Origin of the sequence: Pseudomonas sihuiensis, from assembly GCF_900106015.1 — a bacterium.
Lineage (GTDB): Bacteria > Pseudomonadota > Gammaproteobacteria > Pseudomonadales > Pseudomonadaceae > Aquipseudomonas > Aquipseudomonas sihuiensis.
Window position 1 is genome coordinate 2,800,979 of record NZ_LT629797.1, and the last position, 23,961, is coordinate 2,824,939.

Below are 23,961 nucleotides of genomic sequence, written 5' to 3' on the forward strand. Positions count from 1 at the left end.
ATGTATGCGTTGATGGCACTCGTCTTCGTCCTCGGCTACCTGTGCATTGCACTCGAGCACCCGTTAAAGATCGACAAGGCAGCGTCCGCCCTGCTCACAGCCGTGATCGCCTGGACCCTGCTGGTTCTTGGCGCCGACAACATCCTGCCATTGCTCGGCACCGGTACGGCCGGCGCCAGCACCAACTCCCATCATGTGGTCGAGGAACTGCGCCACCACCTCGGCGAGATCTCCGAGATCCTGTTCTTCCTCATGGGCGCGATGACCATCGTCGAGCTGATCGATGCCCATGAAGGTTTCAAGGTCATCACCGACCGCATCCGCACTCACAAACGCGTGCATCTGCTGTGGCTGGTGGGGTTGATCACCTTCTTCCTGTCCGCCGCACTGGACAACCTGGCCACTACCATCGTGATGATCTCGCTGCTGCGCAAGCTGATCGCCGACCGCCACGAGCGCTGGTTCTACGCCGGTATCGTGGTCATCGCCGCCAACGCCGGCGGCGCCTGGTCGCCAATTGGTGACGTCACCACCACCATGCTGTGGATCGGCAATCAGGTCACCGCCACCGGCATCATCACCAAGCTGTTCCTGCCCAGCCTGGTCTGCCTGCTGGTACCGCTGCTGATCATGAGCTTTCGCCTCAAGGGTGAAGTGGCCGAACCGCGCATCAAGGAAAGCGCCGAAAGCCGCCGCGACCCGACCACGCCCTTCGAGCGTAATCTGGTGTTCTGCCTGGGCCTGGGTGTACTGATCTTCGTGCCTGTGTTCAAGACCATCACTCACCTGCCGCCATACATGGGCATCCTCTTCGGCCTCAGCCTGCTGTGGATCACCACCGAGATCATCCACCGCAGCAAGAACAGCGAAGACAAGGATCCACTGTCGGTAGTGGGTGTATTGCGCCGTATCGACATCACCAGCGTGCTGTTCTTCCTCGGCATCCTGCTGGCGGTTTCCGCGCTGTCCAGCGCCGGTCACCTGATCCAGGTGGCGACGCTGCTCAAGGACAGCCTGGGCAATGTCTACAGCATCGCCATTTCCATCGGTGTGCTCTCGGCCGTGGTGGACAACGTGCCGATGGTTGCCGGTGCCATGAAGATGTATCCGCTGGTCAGCCCGGAAAACCTGGCGGCGGCCGCAGCGAACGAGCTGCCATGGCTGCGTAACTTCGTGGTCAACGGCAACTTCTGGGAAATGCTCGCCTACTGCGCCGGCACCGGCGGCAGCTGCCTGATCATCGGTTCGGCTGCTGGCGTGGCCGCCATGGGCATGGAGAAGATCAACTTCATCTGGTACCTGAAGAAGATCAGCGGCCTGGCCTTCATCGGCTACCTAGCCGGTGCCGTCACCTATATGCTGATGTTCGCCGCCTGATTGGATAACAGGCCGTTGAAAAACGTAGGCGAGGCAGCCAGTGCAATACCGATGGCGGCCCCACAAAAACAGGCGAAAAAAGCACTGGGCCCGCACTCGGGTTTACGAGTTGTAAATGAGCATTTTGATCGGACTCGCGCACGAGCCTGTTTTTAACGCAGCAATGGCAACGTAGGTAGTTTTTCAACAGCCTGTTAAGGCGCTCGGATACGAACAGGGAGTCACCATGCAGACGAGCAAGACCCGCACCAGTTTCTACCGTCGCCTCTACGTGGCCTGGCTGATCGACAGCGGCCAGGCCGTCAGCGTGCCGGCACTGATGGACGCCACCGGCATGCCCCGACGCACCGCACAGGACACCCTTGCTGCACTGGCCGAGCTGGATATCGACTGCCAGTTCGAGCAGAGCGAGGGTGAACGCAACAACGCCGGCCACTACCAGATTCGCGACTGGGGCCCGATCGACAAACGCTGGATCGCCGCCAACCTGCAGCAGATCAAAACCACGCTCGGTTATCCCTGAAATAATCGCTCCACACCTCTTGGAGCTGCGATGAATCCGGATCTGCTCTGGGTGCTGGGCCTGCTGGCCGGCGCCGTCACTCTTTTCGTCATCGGCAAGCCACGCATGGACGTGGTCGCCCTGCTGGTGCTGGTCGCCCTGCCGCTGAGCGGCGTACTCGACCTGCAACAGACCCTGGCCGGTTTCAGCGACGCCAACGTCATCCTCATTGCCGCGTTGTTCGTCATCGGCGACGGCCTGGTGCGCACTGGCATCGCCTACCGCCTGGGCGACTGGCTGGTGACCAAGGCCGGTAGCAGCGAGACGCGCCTGCTGATTCTGCTGATGCTGGCGGTGGCCGGCCTGGGCTCGGTGATGAGCTCCACCGGCGTGGTGGCAATCTTCATCCCCGTGGTGCTCGGAGTGGCTGCGCGCCTGCGTATCGCCCCGGCGCGACTGATGATGCCGCTGGCGTTTGCCGGGCTGATCAGCGGCATGCTGACGCTGGTCGCCACACCGCCGAACCTGGTGGTGCATGCCGAACTGCGCCGCGCCGGGCTGGAGGGTTTTGGCTTTTTCGATCTCACCCCCATCGGCCTGGCAGTGCTGGTGCTCGGCATCGGCTACATGCTGATCGCCCGACGCTGGCTGGTACGCAGCGAAGCAGGCGGCAATGCCGAGCCACCGCGCCTGACCCTGGCCGACCTTGCCGAGCGCTATCGCCTGAGCGAGCGCGAGCGGCGCCTGCAGGTACGCGCCGACTCGCCCCTGGCCAATCAGGTACTCAACGAGCTGCAGTTGCGCCGTGATCATGGCATCAACGTCATCGCCATCGAGCGCCGCCAGCGCCTACGCACCCTGTTGCTGATGGCCAGCGGCAATACCCTGCTGGAGCCGGGCGACGTGCTGCTGGTGGATATCGCCAGCCCCACCATCGGCCTGCTCGGCAGCTACCAGGCACTGGGGCTGGAACCCATGCCGCTGCCACATTCGTATTTCAGTCTGCACGCCCATGAACTGGGCCTGGCCGAAGTGGCACTGCCACCGGAGTCGCAGTTGCCGGGCAAGACCATTCAGGAACTGGGCTTTCGTTCGCGGCACAAGCTCAACGTGGTTGGCCTGCGCCGCCAGGGCCAGGCGCTGGAGGGCGTGCTGGTGGACGAGAGACTCAAGGCCTCTGACACCCTGCTGGTGGCCGGCGCCTGGCGCGACATCCATCGCCTGCAGGGGCTGAGCCGCGATTTCCTGGTGCTCAGCCTGCCGGCGGAAGTGGCCGAGGTGGCGCCGGCTGCGCGCAAGGCGCCCTACGCATTGCTCAGCCTGGCGGTAATGGTGCTGCTGATGGTCAGCGGCCTGGTGCCCAACGTGCAGGCCGCGCTGATCGCCTGCCTGCTGATGGGCGCGTTTCGCTGCATCGACCTGGACAGCGCCTACCGCGCCATCCACTGGCCGACGCTGATCCTCATCGTCGGCATGCTGCCCTTCGCCCAGGCGCTGCAGCAAACCGGCGGAGTCGAACTGGCCGTGCAAGGGCTGGTGGGCGGTCTGGGTGATGCCGGGCCACGACTAATCCTCGCCTGCCTGTTCGCTCTCACCGCGGTGATTGGCCTGTTCATCTCCAACACCGCCACGGCGGTGCTGATGGCGCCGGTGGCCATCGCCACCGCGCAGGCGCTGGGCGTTTCGCCGCTGCCCTTCGCCATGACCGTTGCCCTGGCTGCCTCGGCCGCCTTCATGACGCCGATCTCCTCACCGGTGAACACTCTGGTGCTCGGCCCTGGCCAATACCGCTTCGGCGACTTCGTGCGCATCGGCGTGCCCTTCACCCTGCTGGTGATGATCGTCAGTGTGGCGCTGGTGCCGGTAATTTTCCCGCTCTGAGGTGTCTGCGGTGCGCACGGCGCACCCTACGAATCGCAAAGGCCGGGGACGTAGGGTGCGCCGCGCGCACCAGCCTCCCTTGCCCCGAATGCAGTGCGTGCCCAGCCCGACTATGGGAAAATCCCGCCCCCCGAATCGCCGAAGCCCGTTCATGCCCCAGCCGCCGAAACGCCCCCGCAAACCCGCTCCCGCCGCTGTGAAAACCGCGCCGGCCAAGGGTGAGCTGCACCCACGCAACCGCCATCAGGGTCGCTACGACTTCCCCGCGCTGATCAAGGCAAGCCCCGAGTTGGGCGACTTCGTCATCACCAACCCTTATGGCAATGCAAGCATCGACTTCGCCAACCCGGCAGCGGTCAAGGTATTCAACCGCGCGCTGCTGACGCAGTACTACGGCATCCGCCACTGGGACATTCCCGATGGCTACCTGTGCCCGCCAATTCCCGGTCGCGCCGACTACCTGCACAACCTGGCGGACCTGCTGGCGACTGACAACGACGGGCATACTCCCCGCGGCGCCAAGGTAAAAGCCCTGGATATCGGCGTCGGCGCCAACTGCATCTACCCACTGATCGGCCATTGCGAGTATGGCTGGCAGTTTCTCGGGGCCGATATCGCAGACGCGGCGCTGGCCTCTGCGCGCGCCATCGTCAGGGCCAATCCGCAGTTGGCGGGTGGCATCGAATTGCGTCAGCAGGCCAATGCCGAGCACGTATTTCTCGGCCTGCTACAGGCGAACGAGGCCGTCGACCTGACCCTGTGCAACCCGCCGTTCCACTCCAGCGCCGATGAAGCCACCCGTGGCAGCACGCGCAAGTGGCGCAACCTGGGCAAGCTCGACCCGAAGCGCAAGCTACCGGTGCTCAACTTCGGCGGCCAGGCGGCCGAGCTATGGTGCCCCGGTGGCGAAGCCGCGTTTCTCAAGCGCATGGCCAACGAAAGCGCGCAAGTGGCGGAGCAGGTGCTGTGGTTCAGCAGCCTGGTCTCCAAAGGCAGCCATGTGGAATTGCTACAGGGCTGGCTGGCCAAGGCAGGCGCGCTTGAGGTGCGTATCCTCGGTATGTCGCAAGGGCAGAAGCAGAGCCGCCTGGTGGCCTGGACGTTCAAGGACGGAGAAGCGCGCAGCGCCTGGCGCAACAACCGTTGGCGCTGAGCTACCAAGTAGGGCATACCGGGCGGCGGTCCGTTCGCGCAGCAGTACGCCGCCGCAATTCGCTAACCATCACCAATGGCGGACTGTTCGCTTAGGCTCCTGAGTCCGCCCTAAGCCGGCACGCCAGGCGTTACCAAGGCACCAAACCAGTAGGGCGTACTCGCGCAGCAGTACGCCAACGCAACCCGCCAATTACCAGCAGTGGCGGACTGTTCGCTTAGGCTCCCGAGTCCGCCCTACGCTCTGAGTCCGCCCTACGACGCCGTTACCAGGGCAACCAGCCGCCCAGCGCCAGCCACAGCCCGGCCACCGTCATGCTCAGCAACGTCACCGGCACGCCGCTGCGCGCATAATCGACGAAGCCAAGCCTGACGCCCTGACGCTTCGCCCCTTCGGCGACGATCAGGTTGACCACGCTGCCGATCAATAGCAGGTTGCCGGCCAGCGTCGACATCACTGCCAGGCCGATCAGTACCGAGTGCGACAGCTCCGGCATCAAGCCCAGCAGCAACACCACGAAGGGCACATTGCCGATCAAGTTGCTCGCCAGCAGCGACGAGGTCGCAAGCGATATAACGCCCTGCGGCAACAACCCGTGCTCGGCCAGCCAGGCCGCACCATGCGCCAGCTGTGGCAACTGCAGCGCGGCGCCGCTGACCAGGAACAAGCCCACGAACAGCAGCAGCAGGTTCCAGTCCACCTTGTTCACGTAGTCGCGGCTGTCCACCCGTCGCGACACCATCACCAGCACCGCGATCAACAGCGCCGATAGCTCGCGCGGCAGCGCCGTGGCGAACAGCGCCAGCAGCGCCAGGCTGGCCAACAGTGGCTTGAGATAGCTGTGCGCGCCGTAGATATGCTCGACCGGCGTATCGTCCGCGGCCAACGGCCTGGCTTGCCCCCAACGATGGCGCCACTGTAGCCAGATCACCGCGTAAACGATGGCCATCGCGATCACGGCGGGTGGCCCGGCCACGGCCACATAACCCCAGAAATCCAGACTGCCGGCCTGCCCAATGAGAATGTTCTGCGGGTTGCCGATCAGGCTCGCTGCCGAGCCGGCGTTGCACGACAACGCCAGCGCCAACAGAAACGGCCGCGGCTCCAGCCCGCGCAGATGCAGGCTGCGACACAACAGCGGAGTCAGGGCGAAGGCGACGATATCGTTGACCAGCACCGCCGAGAGCAAGCCACCCAGTAGCACCACGCCCATCAGCAGCACAGCCGGGCGCTCGGCATGCTCGGTCAGGTAGCGGTTGAGCCAGGCATACACCCCGGAAAAATCGAACTGCGCCGAGATCAGCATCAACGCCAACAGCAGCAACAACGCACCAGGGTCGAGATGATGGGCCGCATCCTCCATGCTCAGCGCACCGCTGACCAGCAACAGCACTGCCGCGCAGCAGGCGATCCAGCTGCGGTCGATGCGCAGGCCGCGAACACCGCCGGCAGCCATGCCCAGGTAGGTGAGGACGAACAAGCCGATGGTCAACCAGGCAGCGAAGGTCATGCGCGATTTACCCGAACGGATGCATGTGAGAAGGAGCGGACTCTAGCGATGCCGAGGCGGCGCGGGAATAGCCCGGGCAAATTTTCCTCAATGGCCGGGCTGCGCCAGGTAAGCCTGTACACGAGCCTGATAGGTCGCTGATTCACGCTGACGCTGAACCTCGCTCCAGATCCGCTCGGCCAACTTGGGGTCGCGCATCAGCAGCGCGTTGGACAGCATCAGGTAATAGGGCTTTTCCTCGAGCAGCTGCGGCAATTTTTCCACCTGCTGAGCCAGTTGCGGATTGGCTTGCAAGACGAAATCACCGCGCATGGTCTGCAGGGCGACAGCATCGACTCGGCCGTGCACCAGCATCTGCAACAATGCCAGTGGGTCGCGGCTTGACTCGTCCACCTCCAGCCCGTGGGCCAGCAACAGATCGCGAATGGAAAAACCGCTGAGCGAGCCGACGCGGCCAGTCACATGAGTGAAACGCTGGCCATCCCAGGACACCGCGCTGCCGACGCGGCGATACAGGGTATAACGCGAAGTGTGCAACCGCCTGAGCGCATCCGGGCGGCCACCAGCATCGGTGGGGTACCGGCCCATCTGCTGGCGCTCGAGTTTGAAGCTGGCGGCGAAGGCACCGTCGTAGAGCCCCTGCTGCATGCCTGAAAGACAGCGCCTCCAGGGCACCGCCACGTATACCACCTACAGCTTTAGCGCCTGCTGTACCAGGTTGAGCAGCTCCAGATTGAGTCCTGTGCCATCGGTCATCACCCAAGGGTAGGAGTTCTGATCCTCATGACAGAACGTCAAGGTTGGCTGGCTGCCATAGCAGGTGCCGGCCAGCAGCCAGAGCAGGCAGTAATGCAGCGCTTTGTGCAAAAAACAGACTCCATCACCGGAATGCCTGACGATGGGCATTCGATCCGCGGTTTATCACCGACTTCTTGTCCTGCTCCAAGCATAGGCAAATTCGCCCAAAGCCGTCTGCAGCACCTGGGAGGCGCCACCTGGCAAACGACTCCCCGGCACAGAGCGAAGCCAGACGCTAGGCTTGAATCATTCCACTGCCTCGTATGCGGGAGCATGACTGGGATCAACAGGGCAAAAGGATTAAAGTGCCATCATCCTGTTGCCCGAGCTGTCGAGGACTACAGATGCGCCACGGCCTGCTGATTGTGCTGTTTAGCCTGTTCTGCTGCGGCCCTCTCGAGGCCGTCGAGACACCTTTGCTACGTATCAGTGCGGGGGAATGGCCGCCCTATCTGTCTGCCAGGGTCGAACGCCAGGGGCCGGTGGCTCATCTGATTAGCGACCTGCTGGCCGAGGAAGGCTATCGCGTCGAGTTCACCTTCCTGCCCTGGCCACGCGCCTACGCCGAAGCCGCCGCCGGCCGTTACGACGCCACGGCGGTGTGGATGCACAAGACCGAGCGTGAGGCAGACTTTCTCTTCAGCGCCCCACTGCTCGATGAACAGTTCGTGTTCTTCCACCTGAAAACGCAGCCCTTCGACTGGCGGCACTTCGATGATCTCAGCGGCATGACCCTCGGCGGCGGCCTGGAATATAGCTACGGTCCGGCGTTCGACGCCTTTCTCGCCAAGGAAAAAGTGCGCATCGAACGCGTCTCCAGTGACCGGCAGAACTTCGAGAAACTGCTCAAGGAGCGTGTGGTGCTCTACCCGCAGGAGCTCAACGTCGGCTACGCCGCGCTGCGTAACGAGTTTTCCAGGGAGGACGCCGAGCGCATCACTCATCACCCCAAGCCGCTGCTGGTCAACCTCAGCTATCTGATGCTGCCCAAACGCCTGACGCAGAGTGAAACGCTACGCGAGCGCTTCGACGCACGGCTGCAGCAGTTTCGCCAGGATGGCCGTTACCAGCAGTACTTCGACGCCCTACAGGCCGGCCACTACCAACCCGTGCCGGAGCAGGCCAGCCCGTAGCCCGGATACAATCCGGGCTACGAATTAGCGAATAAAACCGCGGCTGATCTCGCGAAACAGCTCGGTACCGGCGCGCTCCAGCCACTCGAAAGCGACCATCTCACGCGAGACGATTACCGCCCCGGCACCTTCCATGCGCGCCAGGCCCAGTGCCTTGTCACGCGGCCGACGCGATCCCACTGCCTCGTCAACCACGAACACTTCACGCCCCGCCGCCAGCAGGCCCATTACCGTCTGCAGCACGCAGACATGAGTTTCCGTGCCACAGACGATGAACTGCTTGCGTTCACCACCCGATAAGTCAAATACCCCTTCTCCTGCGGTCGCCGAGAAATGAATCTTCTCCCTTAGCCCCTCGCCCGGCAGCAGCTCATGCAGGCCTGCCTCGGTATAGCCCAGGCCCTTGGGATACTGTTCGGTAGTGATCACCGGCACGTGCAGGCGCTGCGCCACACGCACCAGCCACGAGGCCTGCTCGATCACCGCCGCGCCACCGTCGATGGCCGGCAGCAGCCGCTCCTGCAGATCGATCACCAGCAGGGTGGAATCCTTCGCTCGCATCAGCATCACTATGCTCCTTCCTTCACCGCAAAACGTGCGTCGAGTCGGCTGTAGCCCAGGCCGACGCCCTTGTGCACCCGCAACTGCACGGGAATACGCTCCTTCATCGCCTCGACATGGCTGATCACACCGATGGTCTTGCCGCTGGCGTTGAGGTTGTCCAGCGCATCCAGGGCCACCTCCAGCGTTTCGCCGTCCAGCGTACCGAAGCCTTCATCGAGAAACAGCGAATCAATACTGGTCTTGTGGCTGACCAGATCGGACAGCGCCAAGGCCAGCGCCAGGCTGACCAGGAAACTCTCGCCACCGGACAGCGTACGGCAGTCGCGCGCCACATCAGCCTGCCAGGTGTCGCACACCTCCAGCTCGAGTTCGCCGCTACCCTTGCGCGCCAACTGGTAGCGGCCGTGCAGGCGCGTCAGTTGGCGGTTGGCCAGATGGATCAGGTGATCGAGGGTCAGGCCCTGGGCGAACTTGCGGAACTTGGCGCCGTCGGCCGAGCCGATCAGGCCGTTGAGCTGTTGCCACAGGCGCTGCTCACTCTCCTGCGCACTGATTTCGGCGAACAGCGCCTGCTGGCTGCTGCGCCGCGTCTCGTCGGCCTGCAACTGCGCGCGCAACTCACCCTGGCGCTGGCTCAGTGCACGCAATTCGCTCTGCAGTACCTGCAACTGCTCATCCAGTTCACCAAGCGCCAACTCGGTCTGCGGCGTGGCGCTGAGTTGCTGCAGCTGCGCGTCGGCGGCAGCCAACAGCGTCGAAGCCTCGGTCAGCGCGCGCTCCACACGTGCCTGCAAAGCCGCCAGACGCTCTCGCTCGCCCTCTTCCAGCAGCGCGGCGAGAAACGCCGCAAGATCGCTGAAAGGACTGGCCGTCAGAGCCGTCAGCCAGTGCTGCTCGGCCTCGCTCGAGCGTTGCTGCAGCTGCAGCAACAAGGTCTGCTGACTCTGCTCGCGGCCGCGCAACGCATCGCTTTCGCGCTGGGCACTGGCCAGGCTGTTGGCGGCTTCATTCAACGCCAGTTGCGGCTGTGCCGATGGCTCGGGTTCAGCCAGCGTCAGCGCACCTTCGTCCTGCCAGCGCTGTTGCCAGTGCCCGGCCTGTGTCTCGGCGTCGGCGAGCAGGCGCTGCGCCTCGCGCTGCTGCTCCTGCAGTTGCTGATCCTGCGCCTGGGCCTGCTGCCAGTCGCGCCAGGCCTGCTCCTGCTCGTCCAGCCAGAGGCCAGCGTCCGACGGCAACTCAACAGCAAAGCCCTCGAGACTGCTCAGCAGCATTTGCTCGTGGCGCCGAAGCGCCTGCTGCAAACGCTGCAGGTCCTGGCCCTGCTCGGCTTGTCGCGCCTGCAGGTTCTCCTCATCACGCGCCAGTAGCGCCAGGCGCTGCTGCGCATCAGCCAACGCCCGCTCGGCCACTTCACGTGCACCACGCGCCTGTGCCAGTTGCGCCTGCCCGGTCTCGACCAAGGCGAGTCGTGACTGCAGATGCGTCAGACTCTGCTCATGCTGGCGCTGCAATTCGCGCAAAGCGGCGCCGTCAGAAATCTGCAAGGCCTGCTCGGTCAGTTGCTGCTGCCACTGCGCATCCTGCTGAGCGGCCTGCTGGCTCGCCTGCTCCAGCTGCTGCTGAACCTGAGCGATCTGCGTGACCAGCCGAGTCAGCTCGTCACGCAGGGTGCCGCCTTGGCTTTCCAGCTGCGCCAGTTCGTTGCGGCACTGTTCCAGCGCCTGGCGCGTGGCGGAGACGTTGAGCGCCTGGTACTGACTGACCGCCGGATGCTCGTGCGAACCACACAACGGGCAGGCTTCGCCGGGCTGCAGCTGGGCGCGGTAGGCTTCCAGATCCTGAATGCGCTGCTCCTGTTCAAGCAGCTTTTCCTTGTCGGCCTGCTGTTGCTTGAGCGCCTTGTAACGCTCGCGCAGGCCGGTGATTTCATCGTTCTTGCGGGTGTGCTGTTGCTGCAACTGAGCCAGACGCGGGGTCAACTCGGCGACCTGTGCAGCCGTTTGCTCACGGCTCTGCGCCAACTGTTCCAGACGATCCAATACGCGCCCTTGCACTTGCAGTTGCTGCCAACGCTGGCGCAGTCCGGCCTCGTCGCCCTCGCCCAGCAGGGCCTGCAGCTCGCTCTGCTGCCTGGCCTCGCTGGCGCGCGCATCCTCCAGCCGCTTCAGCGCGTCGGCCTGCTGCACACCGAGCTGATCACGCTGCTGCTGCAAGGCGGCGAGCTGCTCACCCTCCTGCGCCATGCGTGCGTGCAGTGCCTGTTGCTCCTTGAGCAGTTGCCCGCGCTGATCGAACTGCACACGCCAACTACCCAGAAGCTCGCCCAGGCGTTCCCGTTGCGGCGCAGTACTCATGCGTGCGTGCAGCGTTTCACGCTGCCCGGCCAGACGCTGCAGCTCCGCGTGACGCAGGCTCAGGCTTTGCTGGGCATAGCGGCTGGCCAGCCAGAGTTGCTGGTGCTCGCGCTCAGCGCTGTGGCGTTGCTGCTGATGCAGGTCATCCAGCACCTGCTGTGCCTGCTGCCTGTCCTGCTGCGCCTGCTGCCAGGCCAGATACAGCGGCTGCAATCGAGCTGCCGGCTCACTGGCGGCCAGGCGCTGCAGTTCACCGGCTGCCTCGTTACGAGCCTGCTGGGCCTGCTGCAGTCCGAGTCGCGCCTGCTCCCGTTGCTGCTCGGCCTGCTGCAGTGCCTCACGCCAACGGCGCTGGGCCTGCAGAGCCTGCTGCCGGGCCAGCAGCGGCGACTCCTCCAAGCTCAGACGCTGCTGCTCGGCCTGCAGCTCGGCGCGCTGCGCTTCGTCGAGCAACTCCATGCCCTGAGCGCGGCTTTTCAGCAGATTGAGTGCCTGTTCGGCAGCCTTGGTGCGCTCGTAGACCTGCTGCGAGATCTGCCCATACACCTCAGTGCCGGTCAGTTCCTCCAGCAGCTCCGCGCGCTGGTTGGCATTGGCTTCGAGAAACGCCGCAAAGCCGCCCTGGGCCAGCAGCATGGACTTGGTGAAGCGCTCGAAATCGAGGCCGGTCAGCTCGGCGGTGAGACTTTCCTTCTCGCGAATCTTGTCGGTGAGAATTTCGCCATCAGCGATACGCGCCAGCTCCACCTTGGGCGCCTGCAGCGCACCGTCGACCTTGTCCCGCGCACGGCGCTGGCTCCAGAAGGCGCGGTAGCCCTGCCCTTTCACCTCGAACTCGACTTCGGCCAGGCAATCGGCGGTGTGCCGGGTCATTAGCTCGTTACCACTGGCCGACAGCGTGCTCATACGCGGCGTGCGGTGGTACAGGGCCAGGCAGATGGCATCGAGCAAGGTGGTCTTGCCCGCCCCGGTCGGCCCGGTGATGGCGAACAGACCGCTACCGGCGAAAGGCTCGGCAGCGAAGTCGATCTTCCACTCGCCTTTGAGGGAATTGAGGTTCTTGAGGCGCAGGCTGAGGATTTTCATGCACAGGTCGTAAGCCGTTGGAAGCGCTCATTCTGGCATTGTCATCGGCGGCGCGCTGGCTCAATCGCGGCAATAGCCCTCGCCGCTGCGCACGGTCAGACAGTTCTGTTTATCCAACAGCCATTTCATGCCGGTAGCTTCACCGTCGGTGGCGCTGATGCTCTCCACCACGCCATCGCGCACGAAGACGATCTTCGCCCCCTGCGCACGCCCGACGAAGCGGCGCGGGCCGTCGAGGTTGGCGATGGTCAGGCGGTAGTCGGCCGGCGTGCCACTGATATCCAGGTAGGTACCCTCGGGCCCGTTCCAGCGCCCCAACCATTGCTCCGTCACCCTGGCATCCTGCTCACCGGACGACCTGGCGCAGCCGGCAAGCAGCAGGGGAACGGCCGCAGCCGCGAGAAGAAAGTGCGCAGTTCTGAGCATGGTGGTCTCCACGGGAAGGGTTGCAGCGGTTTCGACCAGAGCCGCACATGAGCGGTTCAGGCCCAAGCGCTCACAGTATCTCGATACGGTCACGGCCATTGGCCTTGGCGCGGTACATCGCCTGGTCCGCACGCTCCATCAGGCAATCCAGGCTTTCGCCAGGACGATATTCGGCAATGCCGAAACTGGCGCTCTTGCGTTGCACCCGGTCGAAGGAAAAGCCGTTGATACGTTTTTGCAGGGCCTGCACCGCCTGCTCTGCGTGGGCAGCATCGATCTCCGGCAGGATGATGAGAAACTCCTCGCCGCCAAGCCGCCCGACCTTATCCATCACTCGCACGCCGTCGCGCAGCAGCCCGGCGAACTGGCGCAGCACACTGTCCCCCACCGCATGGCCATGAGTATCGTTAACGCTCTTGAAGTGGTCGATGTCGATCAGCACCACCGAGAACGGCGTGCCATAGCGATTGGACCGCGCGACTTCCTCGATCAGAAAATGCAGCGTGCGCGAGCGATTCCACAGCCCGGTCAGGCTGTCGACACTGGCACTGAGGGCCAGGCTGTCCTGATGCAGGAACATGTGTTTGTGCGCCTTTTCCAGAAGAAAGGCGCTGAGCAGGCCGAAGGAGAACGACGCAAGAATCCAGATCAGGTGCAGGCGCTGCATGCCGGGCGTCAGCGAGTGCTCGAGCGTGACCAGCATAATCGCGGCCAGTGAGAACAACGCCGTAGCCATGGCACGCTTGAGCGCCAGCCCGGAGATGGCGAAGGTCCACATCAGGTTGAGATAGATTTCCGGCGCGTAAAAGGCAAAACGCGGTGAGCCGAAATTGAAGTAGAGATTGGACAACACCGAGATGATGGGCGCGAGTGACAGCAACCCCAGCATCAAGGGTTGCCGCCTTGGCTGGAAACTCAGCAGCCCGATGGCCAGCAATGCTGCCGGCACCAGCAGCGCATGGACGATGAGCCGCGCGAAAGGCTGATCGGTCTCGACATTCTGCTCGATGGCGGCATAGATCAGATACAGCGCCGTGGTCAGAAAAGCGACGTAGCGAATCTGCGGAATCTTCGCCTGCAGATACCAGCAAGCAAACGCCTGGCGAGTCGCTTCAGGCACTCCATGCAAAGGGTCAAGCGCACGCAGCAAGGCGTTGAACAACGGCACGTTCGCCTCCCCTGTCGAATGGCCACTATTCACAGCATAGAACGCTTGTCGCGGCGAATGCGATGCAGACCTCGCTCAATCTCCTGTCAAATCACGCCAGCCAGATTGACCCGAGCCTGTGCCTCGTAGCGCGCCCTGAAATGATCAGTGCTGTAGATCATCGAGCGCGCCAGAAATGACTGGAGAACGCTGCGCCGCTTCATTCGGTAGACAAAGCCCGGCACCCAGGCGTACTCGGCACGCACCTGGGCGTCGTACTCGGCGAAACGCTCCGGCGTGGCGCCGAGAATGGCCAAGTCGATATCCACCAGCAACTGCTCATCCGGCTCGTTCGGCGTCGCATCATGCCGGGTGACCATGATCAGTCGTTCGACCCGCGCCAACGTCGCCTGGCTGGCCTGACAGCTCGCCAGCACCCGGATGGCCCAATCTGCACTCAGGCGCTCGTTATCCTTGCCGCGCACGTCGTAGATGGCGTCATGGAACCAGAGCGCGATGGCCACCTCCCCCGGCTGCTGCGCCAGATGCCGCGCCTGCTCGAAATGCATCAGGCATTCGCGCAGATGCTGCAGCGAATGATAGTGCCGCTGCGGCTGCTCGTAGGCACGAACGAGTTGCTCGAACAGACCAGGCGGAGGCTGTAGGCCGAGATCTGGCCAGACGCTGGCCCAGGATGATGGGAGAAGAGTCATTCAGAGGCCCGATAGCGTTTGGTTAAGGGACGGGCTTTAGCCAGTGCCAGTGAGCGAAGCGAGGGGTTTGAACTAGTTGCTCTCCATTTCTAACTGAACAAGCTAGCGATTGCACTTGCTATACCTTCGATAATTGCTAGAACTCCGTCGATCATAGCCTCAACGGTGCCGGTTATCACCTCCAGAAGTCCCTCACTGCTCTGAACAGGAAGTACAGCTGCTCCAGCAACGGAAATAGCTATGGCTGCCATAGCAACGGAGCTGATGCCCATAACCATGAGGTAAATTGCAGAGCTCATAAGCAAGGCCGCGCAAAGTGAATTAAATACCCTCTGTAACTTTGATCGCTTTACTTTACTTTTCATTTCCAGCCCCATCTCTAGCTGAGTAAAAATACTAAATATGTATAGTACTTGGTTAAGGGCGGGATTTAGCCCGTCCCAGTGAGCGAAGCGAACGGTTTGAACCAATTGTTATATGCGTATCACGGCGCTTCATTGATGTAAATTTTGTGTTCTGTGCCTTTGTCGTCAATGGCAAACATATATTTACTTTGACCTGCCTGCCAGACAAACGATAAAGAACATAGATTTTCCAGATTGACGCTATGGGATGCACAATGTTTCTTTAGGTTGTCACCCCAACAACCAATTGATTTTTTTATTCTCTCTGACTCAAGCTTAGTGGGCCTGAACTCCCTTGCAAGCCAGTTTATTTCAATGTCATAGCCTTTCTTGTGAATCTTCCCAATTTCATCGGCAACGAAATCATGGTCGACATAGTTCATTGAGCTTACAAAGCTGTGCCCGAAATTGTGGATTGCTGATTTTATGTTTTTATATTTCATGTCTAGATCAGCATATAACGCCCACAGCAGGCGCATTTATGTAGGTGATTGTTTTGTGCCAGGCTTTTTCTGGCACAAAACGAGCGCCGGAATAAATGTCGCACTGGCTGTGCTTGTTATGCATTATCACAGATTAAACCAAGAGTATTGCCAAACGGATCAATCAGAATACATGCATGCTCATTTAGCGACGTTTTAACCGGCCCTCTATACAGCTTGGCGCCTTTGCCAGCTAGAATGTCGATTGAAACGCCCAATGAATCAACACGCCAATAGGTCGTTTGACCGGCTATGCCACTGCAGGACTTTCTGTCCTCTGGATGAAAGCCGATTTTAATATCACCGGTCTCGATGTAAGCATACATCTCGTTTTCATATTTCACCTCGACTCCAACGAGATCCGCATACCATTTGGCCGCGCTGTGTATGTCTTCTACAAAATAAACTGTTGAATCAAATTTCTTCAGCATCTACTGCGATGTCCTTCTGCATAACGTTTGGTTAAGGGGCCGGCTTTAGCCGGTCCCGAGTGAGCGAAGCGAGCGATTTGAACCATTTGTTAGAGCGGTGCACGCCGATGGAAACCTAAATATAGCTCTTTGAGTGGTTCAGGCAGGGCGTGCCAGTAGGGAGCTGCTTTTTCACTTGGAACCTGCCAGAACAAATTTTCAGTAAACGAAACATCAATGCAGTTATAAATTTCTTTTGTGCAATTTTCAAGACTGTTACTGATGAATATGAATAGCTTCGAGTGGCTCTCGTGATTTGTGCCTTTGCACATTTCTGAATTCAGAGCATTAGCCAAACTGCCAAACCAAGAATATGCAAACTCCGGGTCTAGCTCGCCCCAAAGCCGAATGTGCTCACGGTCAGCTTTGGCGGTAATTTCTGGGAAGTTTGATCTGACAAAGTTGTATAGGTCTAGGGGTGCTTCCATGCTTTTAGCTCTAACGTTTGGTTAAGGGGCGGGCTTTAGCCCGTCCCAGTGAGCGAAGCGAACGGTTTGAACCAGTTGTTATGTGCATTTCCGCGCGATAAATATTACGGGGTCGTAGGTTTCGGATGCAGGCCAGAAAACCCATCCAAATGGTTCTGCCTCAACCATTATTCCTGGTTCATCTAGCGCCCACTCCTCAATTTGTTGCGGGGTCTCAATGACGACCTGCACAACACCAGGCGTTTTACCGTATTCCAACGCTACCGAGTCACCGATTTCTACTACTTCGCCAGTGGAGTAATTCATCTGTCCGTGTTTCCTTACTCTGAACTAGCTAAATGTACATAACGATTAAGCTAAGGGGCGGGCTTTAGCCCGTCCCAGCGAACGAAGTGAGCGATTTGAGCGCATTGTTATACGAACTAGCCCCGATTAGAGAGTTCTAGGCCTTCGCCCCATTGTATGATTTCGTTTGTCCAGGCTAGAACAAGGCAGAGACCGAGGTTTTTAACGCCCCATTTACGGCCCTCATCTCCGGCATAGCCGCCATAAATTTGATTGATTCGTTCTTCATAGAATTTCTCAAAATTGCCATAAGCAGTACTTTCTAGGTGAATGCTTAGATCTATATCCGAGCCGCATCTTTTTTTGATGAAACGCAGTAATCCTTGAGATTCAATGGCTTCATGTACTTCGGAAATAGTGATGTCGTTATATTTTCCGGAGTCAATCAGACTGTTGATTTGCAGGATTAGAAGCGTAAGTGCTGTGACTTTCATGTGATCTCCTTGTTCAGCATGTTTGTATAACAGTGATTAGATGGAAGGCGGTACTAATCCGATAGTAGAGCCTTCTATCTAACTCCGCACTATCGTCATCGCCGCCCTGAAAAATTCTTTTCAAATCATGGTATTACAAACCAGCTCCTGATATCCGGACGTATTCGCTTGACTTCCTCTTTTTGCTCTACCATTACCACTGTACAAAAACACAGCCAAGGAGTCGGCCATGGAAACCTCCAGCAAACCTCGCCTGCAAGAGCAGTTCAGGGCGGTGATACGCTTGCATCATTACAGCATCCGCACAGAAAAGTCCTACTGGTACTGGATTCGCTATTTCATCCGTTTCCATAAACTGCGCCATCCACTGGAGCTTGGTGCTACCGAGGTCAATGCTTTTCTCACCTGGCTAGCAGTTGAGCGCCAGGTAGCTGCCGCCACCCAGAATCTGGCACTCAATGCGCTAGTTTTCCTATACGACAAGGTCTTGCAACAACCCCTCCGGCAAGTGGGTGAGGTGGTGCGCGCAAAACGCTCGGCACATATTCCCTGTGTACTTACGCATGAGGAAGCCACAGCGCTCATTGCCAGGCTTGGCCAACCACATCAACTACTGGCTTCGTTGATGTACGGCGCTGGCTTGCGAGTGGTGGAAGCTGCACGTTTGCGTATCAAGGATATGGATTTCGATAAGCAGGTCATCACCATTCACGACGGCAAAGGCGCCAAAGACCGAACGACACTTCTGCCAGCGCCCTTGATCACGCCGCTGCTGGAGCGCAGAGAGCGGATGTTCCGCGCCTGGAAGCAGCGGTACAGTTTCTATCACGCCCCCGTCAGCCTGCCATTTGCGCTACGTCGCAAATACCCCAAGGCCGGATGTTCCTTCGAGTGGCAGTGGCTGTTCCCGTCGACCGGGCTTTGCACGGATGAGGACGGGCAGATCGTTCGTCATCACCTTCATGTCAGTGCCATTCAGAAAGCTGTCAGACATGCCGTGCGGCAATCCAACCTGCACAAGCCTGCCAGTTGCCATACCTTTCGCCACAGTTTCGCCACCGAGCTACTGCGTCGGGGGAGCGATATCCGCACAGTGCAGACGCTACTGGGGCATGCGGATATACGTACGACGCAGATTTATACGCATGTGCTGGGACAGGGCTTTGCCGGTGTAGTCAGCCCGCTGGGGTGAGCGCGGCAAGCACTTAGCCGGATTGTCGCGACGGCACCCCCGGATTGCATCCGGGCTACGGAGGCTTGCAGCTAAGCCTTGGGCAGCGCCTCCAGCACCTGCCGATACAAACCCTGCAGGCGCTGGGCATCCTCTTCTTCCAATGTCTCCTGCTGCAGGCGGCGGGCGAAGACGTCTTCCACGCTCAGCTCGTCCAGCGTTTCCCGCGCTTCGCTGGCCAGACTGGCCATGGCGTTGCCGCGCTCACGGCGGATGCGCAGCACCTCCACGGGATGCCCTTCGCACAGAGCGTTGATGCGGCTTTGCAGGTCGCTCAGGTAGTCGTCAGTGCTCACTTGCACTTCCAGCCATACGGGCCGCTCGGGCGTGCCCTGAGCAGCTACCTCGGCGATGGCGCCGGCCAGTTCCTTGAGCGAGCCGCGCAGGCTGGCCATGGGCTGGAACACCGGCACGGGTAGTGGCGTGATCGATTGCAAGGTGGCGCCTTCGAACGTCAGCAACAGGACTTCCTTCTGCTGACGTGCCTCGTCGAAGGACAGGGCAATCGGCGAGCCGCTGTAGCGGATATGCTCCAGGCCGCCGACCTTCTGCGGGCGGTGGATATGGCCAAGGGCGATGTAGTCCGCCGGCGGGAAGGCGCTGGTGGGGAAGGCTTCCAGGCTGCCGACGTAGATCTCGCGCACCGACTCACTGGCGCTGGCGCCAACCGTGGTGAGGTGACCGGTGGCGATGATCGGTAGCGTCAGGCCCAGCTCGTCACGCTTGCTCGCCGCCAGCTCGTACAGTGCCCGGTAATGCTCGGCGATGGCTTGCTGCAACGACTGCTGTTTGTCCTGCGCGCTCTGCCCCGCCTGGCTGGCGAGTACGTCGCGCGGGCGAATGAAGGGAATGGCACAGAGAACGACGCCCGGCTGGCCAGTACGATCATTGAGCACCAGTACCTGTTCGGCCAGATCGACGCCCACGCTCGGCACCACCTGGGTGCCCAGTTGCGCCAGCAGGCTGCGGCTTTCACCGAGCATGGCCGGTGAGTCGTGGTTGCCGCCGAGCACCACCAGTGCGCAGCCGGCGTCGCGCAGCTCCACCACCAGCCGGTAGTACTGCTCGCGGGCGTAACTGGGCGGTGCGCCGGTGTCGAACACGTCGCCGGCGATCAGCAGCACGTCCACGTCGTGCACACGCACCTGCTCCAGCAGCCAGGCGCAAAAGGCCTGGTGCTCGGCCTGCCGAGTCTTGCCCATGAAATGCTGGCCCAGATGCCAGTCGGAGGTGTGCAGGATGCGCATGCGAAAACGACCAAAGCGAAAAACCCGCCTACAGTGCCTGCGCGCCCGCAGGCTGGCAATGCCGCAGTAACGGATAGACCGATCACATCCGGTTACACAGCCGCAGGCGCTGCGGTTAGTGGCCTGAAGGGCGTTCTTGCACGATCCTGCTGCACATCGGTACGAACCTAGCCCCCGCTCACCAGTCGGAAAAAAATCGCCACCCGTGAGGAGATTTTCCCGATGAGCGCTCTATCCGTTCGTAGCTTCGCCTCCTTCACCCTCCCCGTCGGCTTGTTGGCCAGCCTGGTGGTTGGCCCCGCGCAGGCCCAACCGCCCAGACTCGACGTCCCTTATGTGCCCACACCAGAGCCTGTGGTGGCGCATATGCTCCAGCTGGCCGAAATCGGCCCGGACGACTATGTCATCGACCTGGGCTCGGGCGATGGCCGCATCGCCATCTCCGCCGTGCAGGACCACGGCGCCAGAGCGGCCTACGGCATCGACCTGGACCCTGAACGCATCAGCGAGGCGCAGGAGAACGCCGAACGCGAGGGCGTGGCGGACAAGGTCACGTTCGAGCAGGGTGACCTGTTCCAGAAGGATATTTCCGAGGCCGACGTGCTGACCATGTACCTGCTCTCCACGGTCAACATGCGCCTGCGTCCGGTGATTCTCGACACCCTCAAGCCCGGTACTCGGGTGGTGTCGCACGCCTTCAACCTCGGCGACTGGGAGCCTGATCAGAGCGATGTGATCAATGGCAGTTCAGTGTTTCTGTGGATCGTGCCAGCCAAGGTCGCGGGTCAGTGGACTCTCGAGCTCGATGGCCGGAATCATCAGGTCGAACTCGATCAGCGCTTCCAGAAGGTGGTTGGCAAGGTCGACGGCCAGCCCGACGTGCTCAGCGGCCAGTTGAAAGGCAACGAGCTGCGCTTCACCTTCGACGACAGGCTGTATGTCGGCCAGCTCAACGGTGACCGTATCGAGGCGGTGCCGGCCGATGGTGCACAGCAGGGTTGGGTCGCGCGCAGGAGCTAAGCCATGACATCGCTAGGGTCCTCGCAGCGCGCCGGGCTGTCGGTGATCGATGCCGTTGCCATGCTGGTCGGCGTGGTGATCGGTGTCGGCATTTTCGGCCTGCCGCCGCTGGTGGCGCAGCATGCCAGCAGCGCCGAGCTGTATCTGGCCCTGTGGCTGGTCGGCGGTCTGGTGATGCTGATCGGCGCGCTGTGTTACGGCGAGCTGGGTGCGGCACATCCGGACCAGGGCGGCGAATACCATTATCTGAGCCTGGCCTGGGGTCCGCAGGTCGGCCTGCTGTTCGCCTGGGCGCGCGGTACGGTGATCCAGACCGGCGCCATCGCCGTGGTCGCGTTCATCTACGGTGACTATGCCCAGCGCCTGCTGCCGCTTGGAGACTATGGCAGCGCCTGGCACGCCGCTCTGGTGGTGGTGGCGCTGACTCTGCTCAATGTGCTGGGCACGCGTGAATCGCGACGCGCCCAGCTGTTCTTCACCAGCGTGACAGTGCTGGCCCTGCTGCTGGTGGTGCTGGTCGGCCTGGTGCTGGCCGAACCGCAGCCGCATACCGCCAGCGCCGCACCTGCCGGCGGCAACCTGGCGGCGATGCTGGGCATGGGTATGGTCTTCGTGTTGCTCACCTATGGCGGCTGGAACGAGGCGGCCTACCTGTCCGGTGAGTTGCGCAACCCGGCGCGCAACATGAGTCGCGTGCTGCTGATTGGCACGGCATTGGTGACAGCCATATACCTGCTGGCGAACCTGGTCTTTCTCAATATCTTCGGCCTCGACGGCCTGCGCCAGAGCGATGCCGTGGCGGCGGACCTGATGAACATCGTCGCCGGGCCATGGGCCGAGGCCATGCTGGCAGTGTTCGTCTGCCTGACCGCACTAAGTACCTTGAACGCCACGCTGTTCACCGGTGCGCGGGTCTACTACGCGCTGGGCCGCGATGTGCCGCAACTGGCATTCATCGGTCGCTGGAACGAACGCGGCGCCACCCCGGTACGCGCCTTGCTGCTGCAGTGCGCGCTTACCCTGCCGCTGATCCTGTTCGGTGCCCTGAGTACGAACGGCGTACAAACCATGGTGGCCTACACCGCGCCGGTGTTCTGGCTGTTCATGTTTCTCGTCGCGCTGGCGCTGATTCGCCTGCGCCAAAGGCAACCTTGGGTACGGCGGCCATTCAGCGTGCCGCTGTATCCGCTGACGCCGATCCTGTTCGCCGCCACCTGCCTCGGTCTGCTGTATTCCAGCACGCTGTATGCCGGCAGCGGCGCGTTGCTGGGTCTGCTGGTGCTCGGTGCCGGCCTGCCGTTGCTGGCCCTGCAGCGCCCGCAAGCCGTCGAGCAGGGCGAACACGCCGAGTGAGCAGCACTACATTGCCCAGTCCTTGACCACCACATGGGTCTTGACCTTCTGCATGCCGGGGAACGCCTCGATGGCACCGCGCACCTCGCTCAGGCGCGTCATGCTCGGGGCTTCGATGAACACCAGCATGTCGGTTTCCCCACTGATGCCGCTGCAGTGACGCACCTCGGGCAGGGCGCGCATGCGCTCGACGTAGTCCTCGCAGCGGCGGCCCTGATAGAAGAGTTCGAGAAAGGCCTTCACGCCCGCCTCGCCCGGCTCGGCCACCTGCGCGTGATAACCGCGAATCACCCCGCTGTTCTCCAGGTAGCGAATCCGCTCGCTGACCGCCGAACGTGACAGGTTGACCTCACGGGCGATCTGGCTGACGGAGGTGCGCGCATCGCTGCGCAGCAGAGCGAGGATCTGGCGATCGAACTTGTCCACGGGGCTTCTCGGGCGGCAATCGGATTGACGGTGAAAACCGCCATTTCGTCGGCAAAAGGCGACAGCCTGCAACTGGCCGGCGCCCTACCATGGCGGTATCTGGAAAATGATGAGCATACCCCATGAGTCGATTGAACAAGGAATTGGGCCTGCTGCAGGGCATCGCCCTGCTCAGCACCTCGCTGCTCGGCACCGGCATTTTCGTGGTGCCGGCGCTGGCAGCCACGGCAGCCGGCGAAGCGTCGCTGTGGGCATGGATGATCCTGATTGCCCTGGTGCTGCCGGTGGCGTTCACCTTCGCCCAGTTGGGCAAGCGCTTCCCTCACGCTGGCGGCGCGCCGCACCTGATCGGCCGCGCCTTCGGCCTGCGCATGGAAGGGGTCAGCGCCCTGCTGTTCCTTGCCGTGTTGCCGGTCGGTCTGCCCGCTGCGCTGCATATCGCCAGCGGTTTCTGGCTGGCGCTGTTCGATCTCGATCGCACCGACCTGCTGCTCATCGAACTGGCCACGCTGGGCGCCATCCTCCTGCTCGGTCAGCGTCCACCGAAAGCATCGGGCATGCTGCAGGGGCTGATTGCCTTGGCCATCGTCGCCAGCGTGGCGCTGATCTGGTGGGTCGGTGATCTGCCGCGCGCCAGCCAACCGCTGCTGCCGGCAATGGACGGCCAGTGGCACCTGCTGCCGACGGCGCTGGGGGTGATGTTCTGGTGCTTCGTCGGCATCGAGGCCTTCACCCACCTGGGCGAGGAGTTCAAACACCCCGAGCGCGACTTCCCATTGGCGCTGTTGCTCGGCGTGGTGCTGGCCGGCCTGGTGTACTGGGCCTGCTCGGTCGCGGTGCTGAGCTTTGCCACTTACGGTGACGTGCACAGCGACACCACCGCCCTGCCGCGTCTGTTCGAGCAACTGCTGGGCGAGCGCGCCCGTGTCCTGGTAGCGGTGCTCGGTTACCTGGCCTGCTTCGCCTCGATGAACGTGTACATCCAGGGCTTCGCCCGGCTGATCTGGAGCCTGGCCGATGAAGGCCGTCTGCCGGCCAGGCTGGCCGTGCGCAACCGCCAGGGCGTACCCGGCAGAGCCTTGCTGCTGGTGGTGATCAGCTGCGCGCTGTGCGCCATGCTCTCGGCCACCTTGAACCTGTCGGTGGACGATTTGATCCGCTACGCCAACGGCAACTTCGTGTTGATCTACCTGCTGAGCATGACCGCCGGCTGGGTGCTGCTCAGTGGCATCTGGCGCCTGCTGGCCGGGCTCAGTGGGCTGCTCTGTGCCGCGGTACTGGCGATGCTTGGCAGCGATGCGCTGTATGCCTTGGGGCTGCTCGCCGCCCTGCTGCTGTGCAGTCATCTGCGTGCAAGGCACAAGGCGCTGGCGTAATCGATCCACCGCGAACCTGATGGTGGATGAAAGAGTGTCATCCACCCTCCAGGGTGACCGTGAGGCGTATGGGGTTCTATCCTTACCCTGAACTCGCTGAA

The 23,961-nt window shown here is 61.6% G+C and carries 25 protein-coding genes; 9 read left to right on the plus strand and 16 right to left on the minus strand.

Annotation, left to right across the window (positions count from 1 at the left end):
* From nhaD to rlmF, 4 genes are all read left to right on the plus strand, one after another.
* Positions 1-1,377: a sodium:proton antiporter NhaD gene (gene nhaD, locus BLT86_RS13175; protein ID WP_092377279.1), complete on the plus strand. Its 1,377-nt coding sequence runs from the start codon at positions 1-3 to the stop codon at positions 1,375-1,377.
* Between the two features lie 226 nt (positions 1,378-1,603).
* A complete protein-coding gene (locus BLT86_RS13180) occupies positions 1,604-1,900 on the plus strand; it encodes a winged helix-turn-helix domain-containing protein (RefSeq protein WP_021488685.1) in 297 nt (98 codons plus the stop codon).
* Positions 1,901-1,930: 30 nt separating this feature from the next.
* Positions 1,931-3,760, plus strand: coding sequence for an SLC13 family permease (locus BLT86_RS13185; RefSeq protein WP_092377282.1), 1,830 nt, complete (start codon positions 1,931-1,933; stop codon positions 3,758-3,760).
* 151 nt (positions 3,761-3,911) lie between these two features.
* A complete protein-coding gene (gene rlmF / locus BLT86_RS13190) occupies positions 3,912-4,913 on the plus strand; it encodes a 23S rRNA (adenine(1618)-N(6))-methyltransferase RlmF (protein ID WP_092377285.1) in 1,002 nt (333 codons plus the stop codon).
* A gap of 265 nt (positions 4,914-5,178) precedes the next feature.
* On the opposite strand, the gene BLT86_RS13195 is transcribed toward rlmF, so the two are convergent.
* The 3 genes from BLT86_RS13195 to BLT86_RS25995 all read right to left on the minus strand — a co-directional run bounded on the left by BLT86_RS13195 (position 5,179) and on the right by BLT86_RS25995 (position 7,290).
* On the minus strand, positions 5,179-6,423 hold the full coding sequence (locus BLT86_RS13195; protein WP_064495680.1) for an SLC13 family permease: 1,245 nt from the start codon (positions 6,421-6,423) through the stop codon (positions 5,179-5,181).
* Positions 6,424-6,510: 87 nt separating this feature from the next.
* Complete coding sequence (locus tag BLT86_RS13200; protein ID WP_197676060.1) at positions 6,511-7,071, minus strand: hypothetical protein; 561 nt, start codon at positions 7,069-7,071, stop codon at positions 6,511-6,513.
* 42 nt (positions 7,072-7,113) lie between these two features.
* A complete protein-coding gene (locus BLT86_RS25995) occupies positions 7,114-7,290 on the minus strand; it encodes a hypothetical protein (RefSeq protein ID WP_197676061.1) in 177 nt (58 codons plus the stop codon).
* Between the two features lie 275 nt (positions 7,291-7,565).
* Between BLT86_RS25995 and BLT86_RS13205 the strand changes: the two genes are divergently transcribed.
* Positions 7,566-8,354 (plus strand): substrate-binding periplasmic protein, encoded by a 789-nt coding sequence (locus BLT86_RS13205; RefSeq protein ID WP_017675220.1) that lies wholly within the window; start codon positions 7,566-7,568, stop codon positions 8,352-8,354.
* A gap of 24 nt (positions 8,355-8,378) precedes the next feature.
* Here the strand turns inward: BLT86_RS13205 and BLT86_RS13210 are convergent, their stop codons facing one another.
* From BLT86_RS13210 to BLT86_RS13255, 11 genes are all read right to left on the minus strand, one after another.
* Positions 8,379-8,921, minus strand: a complete 543-nt coding sequence (locus BLT86_RS13210) for a hydrolase (protein WP_092377288.1) — start codon at positions 8,919-8,921, stop codon at positions 8,379-8,381.
* 2 nt (positions 8,922-8,923) lie between these two features.
* Positions 8,924-12,358: an AAA family ATPase gene (locus BLT86_RS13215; RefSeq protein WP_092377291.1), complete on the minus strand. Its 3,435-nt coding sequence runs from the start codon at positions 12,356-12,358 to the stop codon at positions 8,924-8,926.
* 60 nt (positions 12,359-12,418) lie between these two features.
* Positions 12,419-12,784: a hypothetical protein gene (locus tag BLT86_RS13220; protein WP_059392926.1), complete on the minus strand. Its 366-nt coding sequence runs from the start codon at positions 12,782-12,784 to the stop codon at positions 12,419-12,421.
* Positions 12,785-12,854: 70 nt separating this feature from the next.
* Positions 12,855-13,952, minus strand: a complete 1,098-nt coding sequence (locus tag BLT86_RS13225) for a GGDEF domain-containing protein (RefSeq protein WP_082107505.1) — start codon at positions 13,950-13,952, stop codon at positions 12,855-12,857.
* 86 nt (positions 13,953-14,038) lie between these two features.
* Positions 14,039-14,644 (minus strand): HD domain-containing protein, encoded by a 606-nt coding sequence (locus tag BLT86_RS13230; protein ID WP_092377294.1) that lies wholly within the window; start codon positions 14,642-14,644, stop codon positions 14,039-14,041.
* Positions 14,645-14,733: 89 nt separating this feature from the next.
* Entirely contained in the window at positions 14,734-15,009 is a 276-nt protein-coding gene (locus BLT86_RS13235; protein ID WP_092380418.1) for a hypothetical protein, read from the minus strand.
* 119 nt (positions 15,010-15,128) lie between these two features.
* Complete coding sequence (locus BLT86_RS13240; protein ID WP_197676062.1) at positions 15,129-15,527, minus strand: hypothetical protein; 399 nt, start codon at positions 15,525-15,527, stop codon at positions 15,129-15,131.
* A gap of 80 nt (positions 15,528-15,607) precedes the next feature.
* Positions 15,608-15,961, minus strand: coding sequence for a VOC family protein (locus tag BLT86_RS13245; RefSeq protein ID WP_092377298.1), 354 nt, complete (start codon positions 15,959-15,961; stop codon positions 15,608-15,610).
* Between the two features lie 89 nt (positions 15,962-16,050).
* Positions 16,051-16,428 (minus strand): DUF7674 family protein, encoded by a 378-nt coding sequence (locus BLT86_RS25795; protein WP_157719680.1) that lies wholly within the window; start codon positions 16,426-16,428, stop codon positions 16,051-16,053.
* 78 nt (positions 16,429-16,506) lie between these two features.
* Positions 16,507-16,734 carry a hypothetical protein gene (locus tag BLT86_RS13250; RefSeq protein ID WP_092377302.1) on the minus strand — a complete coding sequence of 76 codons (228 nt, stop codon included), beginning with the start codon at positions 16,732-16,734 and terminating at the stop codon, positions 16,507-16,509.
* A gap of 116 nt (positions 16,735-16,850) precedes the next feature.
* Positions 16,851-17,207: a hypothetical protein gene (locus BLT86_RS13255; protein ID WP_092377305.1), complete on the minus strand. Its 357-nt coding sequence runs from the start codon at positions 17,205-17,207 to the stop codon at positions 16,851-16,853.
* 229 nt (positions 17,208-17,436) lie between these two features.
* Between BLT86_RS13255 and BLT86_RS13260 the strand changes: the two genes are divergently transcribed.
* Complete coding sequence (locus BLT86_RS13260) at positions 17,437-18,399, plus strand: integron integrase (RefSeq protein ID WP_092377308.1); 963 nt, start codon at positions 17,437-17,439, stop codon at positions 18,397-18,399.
* Between the two features lie 71 nt (positions 18,400-18,470).
* Here BLT86_RS13260 and sbcD read toward each other — a convergent pair whose 3' ends face one another.
* On the minus strand, positions 18,471-19,685 hold the full coding sequence (gene sbcD, locus BLT86_RS13265) for an exonuclease subunit SbcD (RefSeq protein ID WP_092377311.1): 1,215 nt from the start codon (positions 19,683-19,685) through the stop codon (positions 18,471-18,473).
* 222 nt (positions 19,686-19,907) lie between these two features.
* Between sbcD and BLT86_RS13270 the strand changes: the two genes are divergently transcribed.
* A complete protein-coding gene (locus tag BLT86_RS13270; protein WP_017675230.1) occupies positions 19,908-20,705 on the plus strand; it encodes a 50S ribosomal protein L11 methyltransferase in 798 nt (265 codons plus the stop codon).
* 3 nt (positions 20,706-20,708) lie between these two features.
* The gene (locus BLT86_RS13275; RefSeq protein WP_092377314.1) at positions 20,709-22,058 is read left to right on the plus strand and encodes an APC family permease; all 1,350 of its coding nucleotides are present in this window, start codon (positions 20,709-20,711) and stop codon (positions 22,056-22,058) included.
* A 6-nt stretch (positions 22,059-22,064) separates the two neighbouring features.
* On the opposite strand, the gene BLT86_RS13280 is transcribed toward BLT86_RS13275, so the two are convergent.
* The gene (locus BLT86_RS13280; protein WP_021488701.1) at positions 22,065-22,484 is read right to left on the minus strand and encodes an Lrp/AsnC family transcriptional regulator; all 420 of its coding nucleotides are present in this window, start codon (positions 22,482-22,484) and stop codon (positions 22,065-22,067) included.
* Between the two features lie 122 nt (positions 22,485-22,606).
* Here BLT86_RS13280 and yjeH point away from each other — a divergent pair, with 122 nt between their 5' ends.
* Complete coding sequence (yjeH, locus tag BLT86_RS13285; RefSeq protein WP_092377317.1) at positions 22,607-23,860, plus strand: L-methionine/branched-chain amino acid transporter; 1,254 nt, start codon at positions 22,607-22,609, stop codon at positions 23,858-23,860.
* Positions 23,861-23,961 lie beyond the last annotated feature (101 nt).